Origin of the sequence: Mesorhizobium sp. M2A.F.Ca.ET.042.01.1.1 (assembly GCF_003997405.1) — a bacterium.
GTDB lineage: Bacteria > Pseudomonadota > Alphaproteobacteria > Rhizobiales > Rhizobiaceae > Mesorhizobium.
In genome coordinates, this window is record NZ_RZRX01000265.1 from 1 (window position 1) to 8261 (window position 8261).

An 8261-nucleotide genomic window follows, 5' to 3' on the forward strand; every position below is an offset into this window, starting at 1 on the left:
TGTCCGCATCATGATGGAGACCGACCTGGCGATGCTGAAGTCCCACATGCCCCGACTCTCCCGCCCTTAAGAGAATGGGAAGGGAGGATGCGCTCGCCCCTTTGATTGTCAATCACGGCAGGGTTGCGCCGGCCTGAAAGCGGTGCACAACCCGGCAAATAAGTTAACCAAGCGCACCGTCACGGCTTGCTGCGCAAGCCTTCGAGCAGTTGCTTGAAGGCGGCGATCGCCTTCTTCGAGGTGGCTTCAGGATCATTTGAATTGGCGATGCGCTGCGCGGCCTGACTGCTGGCACCATTGATCAGCCGCGAGGTTGTTTCAGGGTCGACATCGGCGACGACCACGCCCTCTTCCTGCAGCTTCGTCAGGTGGTCGGTCATCGAGGCGATGCAAGCGCTGGCATTCGGCCACTGCGCCGGGTCACCGAGCACCGCCGGGCCATCGCGGAACATGATGCGCTGGATCTCCGGCTCCAGCGCCATTTCGATATAGGTGGTGCATTCGTCGACGAAATGCTGCCAACGGGTCGGCGCCTTCGAGGCCACCTCGTTGACGCGCAAGGCCATTTCGCCGTCGATCTCGGCGATCACCGCCTGCAGCAGCCCCTTCTTGTCGCCGAAGTGATGGTAGAGGGCGCCGCGCGTGAGGCCGGCCGACGCGGTGAAATCGTCCATCGAGGACTCGGCATAGCCGACCGTGCCGAAGGCGTGGCGGGCGGCCGCGATCAGCTTGGCGCGCGTCTCGGCGATCATCTCCTTGCGCGGTTTGTGCATGGCTCTGGCCCTATTCACATACGCTTCGTATGCCAATTGACATACGCGGCGTATGAACTATCTCACATACGCAACGTATGTAATTGTGGTATGCACCCTTGTCGAGGAGCAGGATCATGCGAAACTCCTATGCGGACATCTTTCGGGCTCCCGGCACGAAAGGCTTCGCCGCAGCCGCCTTCGTCGCGCGCCTGCCGATCGCCATGGCGCCGATCGGCATCGTGGCGATGCTGTCGCAGACGCATGGCGAGTACTGGCTGGCCGGCGCGGTCTCGGCCACCTATGCGCTGGTCAACGCTTTTCTTTCGCCGCATGTGTCGCGGCTGGTGGACCGGCGCGGCCAGCCGGCGATCGCGGTGCCCATGACGCTCGTCTCGGTGCTTGCCTTCGCGACATTGATTATCGCGGCCAACCGGCATTGGCCAGCATGGACCTTGTTCGGTTCGGCCCTGCTCGCCGCCGCCATGCCCAGCATTCCGGCGCTGGTCAGGGCGCGCTGGACCGAGATCTTTCGCGATCGGCCGGAGCTCAACACGGCGTTTGCTTTCGAGTCAGCCGCGGACGAACTGGTCTATGTCGCCGGCGCCTCGCTGTCGGTGGGGTTGAGCGCGGCGCTGTTTCCCGAGGCCGGCATGGTCGTCAGCACACTGCTGCTTGCGCTGGGCTCAGCGGCATTCCTGCTGCAGCGCTCGACGGAGCCGCCAGCGCGGCCGGCGGAGCATGGGGCGACCGGCTCGGCGATCCGCCTGCGACCGGTGCAGATCATCACTTTCGCCCTCATTTTCGTCGGCGCGACCTTCGCCACAACGGAAGTCACCACCGTCGCCATCACCAAGGCGCTCGGCCAGCCTGAGGCGGCGAGCCTTGTCATCGGCGTCTATGCGCTGGGATCCTTCGTGGTTGGGATCATCGTCGGCGCGCTCAGCCTGAAGGCGCCGCTGCAGCGGCAGCTGGCGCTCGCGGTCACCGTGATCGCGCTCACCACCTTGCCGCTGCTCTTCGCCCATACGGTGCCGACGCTGGCGCTGGCGGTGTTCGTCAGCGGCGTCGCGATCTCGCCGACCTTCATCACCGCCTTCGGCCTGATCGAGCGCCACGTGCCACCGGCCATGCTGACGGAAGGCGTCACCTGGGTGACGACCGGCATCGGCATAGGCATGGCGCTGGGCTCCTTCGCCGCGGGCTGGATGGTCGACACTTTCGGCCCGCAGAACGGGTTCTGGGTCTCCATCGCTGCAGGCGCGATTGCGCTGGTCACCGTGCTTGCCGGCCAATGCCGGCTGGCGACGGACGATTGCGATGTGGACAGAGGCGAAGCGGTGGCGCCTGCGGAGTGACGATTATTCGGCCGACGTTGCGGTTAGCCCGAGACCTACGCGACGTCGTCATCCACGGGCGAAGCGACGCGCAGCGGAGCGAAGACCCGAGGATCCATTCCGTGACCTTGATCGTAGGACGCGACGGAGCGGAATTCTGCACCGTCGCAACGCGTGAAAGTCACGGAATGGATCCTCGGGTCTGCGCGCGTCGCTTCGCTCCTTGCTCCGCCCGTGGATGACGACGTCGCATAGGTCTCGGCCAATCGCCTGCGTTGCGGAAGGGTTCGGCCAAGTCGGGGAGGCTTCGGTCGGTCAGCAACGCCGGCAGGCTGCCATAGACCTCCGGCGCCAACCCTGACGGACTACAGAATCTCGGTCTTGGCGATGTGGATGCCAAACCCCTCGAGGCCGACATAGTGGCGCTCGCGCGAGGCGATCAGGTTGATCGAGGAGATGCCGAGATCCTTGAGGATCTGGGCGCCGAGGCCGATCTCGCGCCATTCGTTCTCGCGCCGGCGAGCCTCTTCGTGATCTTCGCGGTCGCCGCTCACCGGACGCTTGCGCTCCTGATGCGCGACGCCGACCGAGCCTTCCCGCAGATAGACGATGACACCGCGCCGGCGCTCGCCCATCGCCTTCATGATGCCGTCCAGCCGGTGGCTGGTGCCGAACACGTCGGTCACGACATCCTCCGGATGCAGGCGCACTGGCACCTCCTCGCCGTCGCGGATGTCGCCGAAGACGACCGCCAGGTGGTGCATGGAATCCCATGGCAGCGTGTAGGTGAAGGCCTGCGCCTTGCCGCCGGGCGTTTCGATGTCGGAACAGGCGACGCGCTGGACCAGCGTTTCCTTGCGCTGGCGGTAGGCGATGAGGTCGGCGACCGAAACCTGCTTCAAGCCATGCTCCTCGGCGAAGACCTGCACTTCCGGCCCGCGCTTGACCGTGCCGTCGTCATTGACCAGCTCTGAAATGACGCCGACCGGCGGCAGGCCGGCAAGCTTGCAGAGGTCGACCGCGGCCTCCGTATGGCCGGAGCGCATCAAGACGCCGCCTTCGCGCGCGATCAGCGGGAAGATGTGGCCGGGGCGCACGAAATCCGACGGGCCGACATTGCCGTTGGCGAGGTTACGCACGGTCAGCGTGCGGTCGTCGGCGGAAATGCCTGTCGTCGTGCCATGCTTGAAATCGACGCTGACGGTGAAGGCGGTGGTGTGGGCCGAATCATTGTCCGCCACCATCGGCGCGAGATTCAGGCGCCTCGCATCCTCGCGCAGCATCGGCGTGCAGACGATGCCGGAGGTGTTGCGCACGATGAAGGCCATCTTCTCCGGCGTGCAATGCACGGCGGCGACGATCAGGTCGCCCTCGTTCTCGCGCCCGTCATCGTCCATGACGACAACGATCTCGCCGCGCTCGAAGGCGCGGATCGCTTCGACGATCTTCTTCTGGTCGTAGGGCATGGGCGCTCGCTTCGCTCGCGGTGAATGGTGAGTAGTGAGTAGTGAGTAGTGAGTAGTGAGTAGCGAGAAATCACTGGTTGGGCGTGACGTAACATCCTGCCTTACCATTCACTACTCACCATTCACCACTCACCTTCCCGTCTGTCCTCTGTGCCGCAGATAATGATCGGCGATCGCGCAGGCAACCATGGCCTCGCCGATCGGCACGGCGCGGATGCCGACGCACGGGTCGTGGCGGCCCTTGGTCATCACCTCGACATCCTTGCCGTCCTTGTCGATGGATTTGCGCGGCGTCAGGATCGACGAGGTCGGCTTGACGGCGAAGCGGGCGACGATCGGCTGTCCGGTCGAGATGCCGCCCAGTATGCCGCCGGCATGGTTGGACAGGAACACCGGCTTGCCGTCATTGCCCATGCGCATCTCGTCGGCGTTCTGTTCGCCGGTGATGCGGGCGGCCTCGAAGCCGTTGCCGATCTCGACGCCCTTGACGGCGTTGATCGACATCAGGCCGGACGCGATGTCCTGGTCGAGCTTGGCGTAGATCGGGGCGCCGAGCCCGGGCGGCACGCCGTCGGCGACGATCTCGATCACCGCGCCGACCGAGGAACCGGCCTTGCGGATGCCGTCCAGGTACTCGGTGAAGACCGGGACCGAGGCCGGATCCGGCGTGAAGAACGGATTTTCGGCATCGCCGACGAAATTCCAGTTCCAGTTGGCGCGATCGATAGACTTCTCGCCCATCGCGACCAGCGCGCCGCGCACCGTCATGCCGGGCACAACCCTGCGCGCCAGCGCGCCGGCCGCGACCCGCGCCGCCGTCTCGCGCGCCGAGGAGCGGCCGCCGCCGCGATGGTCGCGCAAGCCGTATTTGACGTCGTAGGTGTAGTCGGCATGGCCCGGCCGGTACTGGCGGGCGATCTCGCCATAGTCCTTGGAGCGCTGGTCGACATTCTCGATCAGCATCGACACCGGCGTGCCGGTGGTGATCATCGTCTCGCCATCCTCGTCGAGGATGAAGCCGGACAGGATCTTGACCTCGTCCGGCTCGCGGCGCTGGGTGACGAAGCGCGACTGCCCCGGGCGGCGGCGGTCGAGCTCGGCCTGGATGTCCTCGCGCCTGAAGCGGATGCCGGGCGGGCAGCCGTCGACAACGCAGCCGAGCGCCGCGCCATGGCTTTCACCCCAGGTGGTGACGCGGAAAAGATGGCCGAATGTGTTGTGCGACATGAAAAACGCCCTGCCCGGTGAGGAAACCGGCTCAGGCTGCCTTCTATTGGCGTTTTCCATAGTGGTCAAACGGCTGCATCAAACTGTGATCTGGCGGATTTAGTTTTGACACATTCGGTTGGTTTCTGCTCTCTTCCCATCCGCCGTTGAGGACCCGCCGCTGACCAGCCGGCGCAATGACCAAAGAGGACGACGATGCGTACCCTGATTGGCGCCGCCTGCGCCATGCTCATGATTTCCACCGCCGCCGCTTTCGCCGGCCAGACCGAAGGCCTGATCAAGAAGGTCGACAAGGACACGCTGACGCTGACGCTTGACGACGGAAAGGCCTACAAGCTCAACGCCGAGACCGACATCGACTCGCTGAAGCCGGGCATGGACATCGTCATCGCCTATGACGTGAGCAATGGCGAGAATGTCGTGACCGATATGCAGTTGCCCGACAGCGACCAGAACTAACTTTTCCGGCCAGGGGCTTGAACGCCTAAGCTTCGTCATTCCAGGGCGGAGCAAGGAGCGTAGCGACGGCGCGCAGCCCCTGGAATCCATGCCGTTATGTCAGAGCTTCGCAGCGGTGCAGAACGATCTTTTCCGCACCGTTTTTACCATTCGGGGAATGTCACGGCATGGATCCCTGGGTCTTCGCTCCGCTTCGCGTCGCTGCGCCCAAGGATGACGACTTTCACGGCCGCACCCGGACCTATAACCACTCCAAACTCCGGCCTTCCAGCCGAAGCAGGCGGTCCTGGGGGACATCGAGACTGGCGGCTTCCTGCTTGGAAAGGCCGGTGACGAGGCGGAAAAGGCAGCGCATGACGCCGCCATGGGTGACACACACCGTCTGCCGGTCAAGCGCGTCGAACCAAGGCTTCACCCGTTCGAGCAGCATCTCGTAGCTTTCCGCGCCCTCGCCGGGCGGCTGGAAATCCCATTTGGCGGCGCGGCGGCCATGCGTGGATCCAGGATGCCTTGCCTCGAGCTCCCGAAACGTAAAACCCTGCCATTCGCCGAAACTCAATTCCACCAGACGCGGCTCCGTCCGGTAAGCGAGCGGGTCGAGTCCCATTGCCGCGCGCATCAGTTCCATTGTTTCGCATGTGCGCCGCATCGGACTTGCGACAAAGTCGAAATCCTCACCTTTGCCGATCATCGCGGCCAGGCGCCGTCCGTTGGCAGTCGCCTGCTGGCGTCCAAGCTCATTGATGTCGGTGTCGGCCTGACCCTGCAGGCGACGCTGGGTATTCCACTCGGTCTGGCCGTGGCGCGCGATGTAGACGAGCGGGTACATCAGGTCTTCCAAGGTCGGACGCTATTTGTTTTTGCTAGCAATTCCGGACGGAAAACCGCTTCGCACTTTTCCTGGAATTGCTTGGACGAAGGATAGGCGGAAGATCAGTCCTTGACGGTCGAAATGTCCGGCGCGTCGACCGCCTTCATGCCGACGACATGATAGCCGGAATCGACATGATGGACCTCGCCGGTCACGCCGCGCGACAGGTCGGACAGGAAGTAGACACCGGAATCGCCGACCTCTTCCTGGGTGACCGTCTGCTTCAGCGGCGAATTGTACTCGTTCCACTTCAGGATGTAGCGGAAATCGCCGATGCCGGAGGCGGCGAGCGTCTTGATCGGCCCGGCCGAGATCGCGTTGACGCGGATCTTCTTGGCGCCGAGGTCGACGGCGAGATAGCGCACGCTCGCTTCCAGCGCCGCCTTGGCGACGCCCATGACGTTGTAGTGCGGCATCACCTTCTCGGCGCCGTAATAGGTCAGCGTCAAAAGCGAGCCGCCATCGGTCATCAGCGGCTCGGCGCGCTTGGCGATGGTGGTGAAGGAAAACACCGAGATGTCCATGGTGCGCAGGAAATTGTCGCGCGTCGTCTCGACATAGCGGCCGGTGAGCTCGTCCTTGTCGGAGAAGGCGATGGCATGGACGAGGAAGTCGAGCTTGCCCCAGTGCTCGGCGATGTCGCCGAAGATCGCGTCGAGGCTTTCCGGGTCGGTGACGTCGCAATGGCCGGCGACATGCGCGTTGAGCTCGGCCGCCAGCGGCTCGACGCGCTTCTTGAAGGCCTCGCCCTGATAGGTCAGCGCGATTTCGGCGCCGTGATCGACGCAAGCCTTGGCGATGCCGAAAGCGATCGACCGATTGTTGGCGACGCCCAGGATCAGGCCTCGCTTACCGGCCATCAGGCCCTGTCCACCTGCCATGTGCAAGCTCTCCGCAAGAATATCCGCTTTGTGGAGAGCCCTATCGCACAGGCACAGAGCCCCTTCAAGCGCTCAAAAGACACTGTAACGGGAACAAAATTCCCTCGATCAGCCTTTTTGGCGGCGCATCAGGGCCTCAAGCTCGGCATCGCCGCCCTCCGGCAGCATCAGCCGCACATGGGCATAGAGATCGCCGTGGCCGCCGGCCTTTTCCGGCAAGCCCCGGCCTTTCAGCCGCAACACCTTGTCCGAGCTCGACCATGCCGGAACGTTGACCGCGAGCTTGCCGGTCGGCGTCTCGACCGCCACCTTGGCGCCGAGCACCGCGTCGGCCAGATCGACAGGCAGATCCACATGCAGGTCGCGGCCCTCGATGCGGTAGCGCGGGTGACGGCGGATGTGGATCTTGACCAGCGCGTCGCCCGGCTGTCCAGGCCCCTGCTCGCCCTGGCCCTTCAGGCGGATCGTCTGGCCGTCCTCGACATAGGCCGGCAGCTTGACCGCGACCTTGCGGCCGTCGGGGAACATCGCCGTCACCTTATCGGCGGTGGCCGCCTCCTCGACGCTGATGTCCATGGTGACGTTGAGGTCGGCAGCCTGCACCGGCTGGCGGCGATCGCCCCGGCCAGCGCCGCGGGCGCCGGAAAAGGCATCGCCGAAGATCTGGCTGAAGATGTCGCTGTTGCCGTCGAACGGATCGCCGCCCGGACGCCCGGTGCGGAATTCGAAATGCGCGCCGCCCGGGCCCTGCTGGCGGCGGAACCCGGCGAACGGGTCGCCGCCGGCCGCGCCTTCAAAGCCCTGGAATTTCGGCTTGCCCTCGGCGTCGATCTCGCCGCGATCGTAGGCGGCGCGTGTCTTTTCGTCGCCGACGATCTCGTAAGCCTGGTTGGCGGCGGCAAAACGGTCCTTCGCCTTGGGATCATTCGGATTCTGGTCCGGATGATGCTTCTTGGCGAGCTTGCGGTAAGCCGATTTTATGTCCTTGGCCGATGCGTTCTTGGCAACGCCCAGCACCTCATAGGGGTCGCGCATGCTTCCTGCCTGCAAGAGAGATTGAATTCACGGTTGCACCCTATATGCGCTCGCATAGGAAGAAATTCCAGTGGCGCAAGAGGGATTTGCGCTGCCTAAATCAGAGCGGTTTGAACTCCTGCATGCGCCAGCCGCCGGCGCCGGCGAGGCACAGCTCGCCCTTGTAGAGCGCGACGCCGTCGAAGCTCTCGCGCGTGGCGCTGAAGCGGCGGCAGGTCAGGCCGCCATCCTTC

Annotated in this window: 9 protein-coding genes; 2 read left to right on the forward strand and 7 right to left on the reverse strand. The window is 64.4% G+C overall.

What is annotated here, in order from left to right; translation table 11 throughout:
- Positions 1-179: 179 nt before the first annotated feature.
- On the reverse strand, positions 180-773 hold the full coding sequence (locus EOA23_RS28460; protein ID WP_127306600.1) for a TetR/AcrR family transcriptional regulator: 594 nt from the start codon (positions 771-773) through the stop codon (positions 180-182).
- Positions 774-889: 116 nt separating this feature from the next.
- On the opposite strand from EOA23_RS28460, the gene EOA23_RS28465 reads away from it, so the two are divergent.
- Complete coding sequence (locus EOA23_RS28465; RefSeq protein WP_127306601.1) at positions 890-2110, forward strand: MFS transporter; 1221 nt, start codon at positions 890-892, stop codon at positions 2108-2110.
- Between the two features lie 344 nt (positions 2111-2454).
- On the opposite strand, the gene ribB is transcribed toward EOA23_RS28465, so the two are convergent.
- Entirely contained in the window at positions 2455-3555 is a 1101-nt protein-coding gene (gene ribB / locus EOA23_RS28470; RefSeq protein WP_127306602.1) for a 3,4-dihydroxy-2-butanone-4-phosphate synthase, read from the reverse strand.
- Between the two features lie 129 nt (positions 3556-3684).
- Positions 3685-4782 (reverse strand): chorismate synthase, encoded by a 1098-nt coding sequence (aroC, locus tag EOA23_RS28475; protein WP_127306603.1) that lies wholly within the window; start codon positions 4780-4782, stop codon positions 3685-3687.
- A 195-nt stretch (positions 4783-4977) separates the two neighbouring features.
- Here aroC and EOA23_RS28480 point away from each other — a divergent pair, with 195 nt between their 5' ends.
- Positions 4978-5241 (forward strand): DUF1344 domain-containing protein, encoded by a 264-nt coding sequence (locus EOA23_RS28480; RefSeq protein WP_042641719.1) that lies wholly within the window; start codon positions 4978-4980, stop codon positions 5239-5241.
- Positions 5242-5482: 241 nt separating this feature from the next.
- On the opposite strand, the gene EOA23_RS28485 is transcribed toward EOA23_RS28480, so the two are convergent.
- The 4 genes from EOA23_RS28485 to EOA23_RS28500 all read right to left on the reverse strand — a co-directional run.
- A complete protein-coding gene (locus EOA23_RS28485) occupies positions 5483-6070 on the reverse strand; it encodes a histidine phosphatase family protein (RefSeq protein WP_127306604.1) in 588 nt (195 codons plus the stop codon).
- Positions 6071-6174: 104 nt separating this feature from the next.
- The gene (fabI, locus tag EOA23_RS28490; protein WP_127306605.1) at positions 6175-6993 is read right to left on the reverse strand and encodes an enoyl-ACP reductase FabI; all 819 of its coding nucleotides are present in this window, start codon (positions 6991-6993) and stop codon (positions 6175-6177) included.
- Positions 6994-7101: 108 nt separating this feature from the next.
- Positions 7102-8028 (reverse strand): J domain-containing protein, encoded by a 927-nt coding sequence (locus tag EOA23_RS28495; RefSeq protein WP_127306606.1) that lies wholly within the window; start codon positions 8026-8028, stop codon positions 7102-7104.
- Positions 8029-8128: 100 nt separating this feature from the next.
- Positions 8129-8261 (reverse strand): RT0821/Lpp0805 family surface protein (locus EOA23_RS28500; RefSeq protein WP_245474370.1); only part of this gene is annotated, 133 nt, incomplete at its 5' end.

What these genes read in the sequence shown, in the direction of transcription:
- EOA23_RS28460 (WP_127306600.1), bottom strand. Translation starts at nt 773, where the DNA reads ATGCACAAACCGCGCAAGGAGATGATCGCCGAGACGCGCGCCAAGCTG.
- EOA23_RS28465 (WP_127306601.1), top strand. Translation starts at nt 890, where the DNA reads ATGCGAAACTCCTATGCGGACATCTTTCGGGCTCCCGGCACGAAAGGC.
- ribB (WP_127306602.1), bottom strand. Translation starts at nt 3,555, where the DNA reads ATGCCCTACGACCAGAAGAAGATCGTCGAAGCGATCCGCGCCTTCGAG.
- aroC (WP_127306603.1), bottom strand. Translation starts at nt 4,782, where the DNA reads ATGTCGCACAACACATTCGGCCATCTTTTCCGCGTCACCACCTGGGGT.
- EOA23_RS28480 (WP_042641719.1), top strand. Translation starts at nt 4,978, where the DNA reads ATGCGTACCCTGATTGGCGCCGCCTGCGCCATGCTCATGATTTCCACC.
- EOA23_RS28485 (WP_127306604.1), bottom strand. Translation starts at nt 6,070, where the DNA reads ATGTACCCGCTCGTCTACATCGCGCGCCACGGCCAGACCGAGTGGAAT.
- fabI (WP_127306605.1), bottom strand. Translation starts at nt 6,993, where the DNA reads ATGGCAGGTGGACAGGGCCTGATGGCCGGTAAGCGAGGCCTGATCCTG.
- EOA23_RS28495 (WP_127306606.1), bottom strand. Translation starts at nt 8,028, where the DNA reads ATGCGCGACCCCTATGAGGTGCTGGGCGTTGCCAAGAACGCATCGGCC.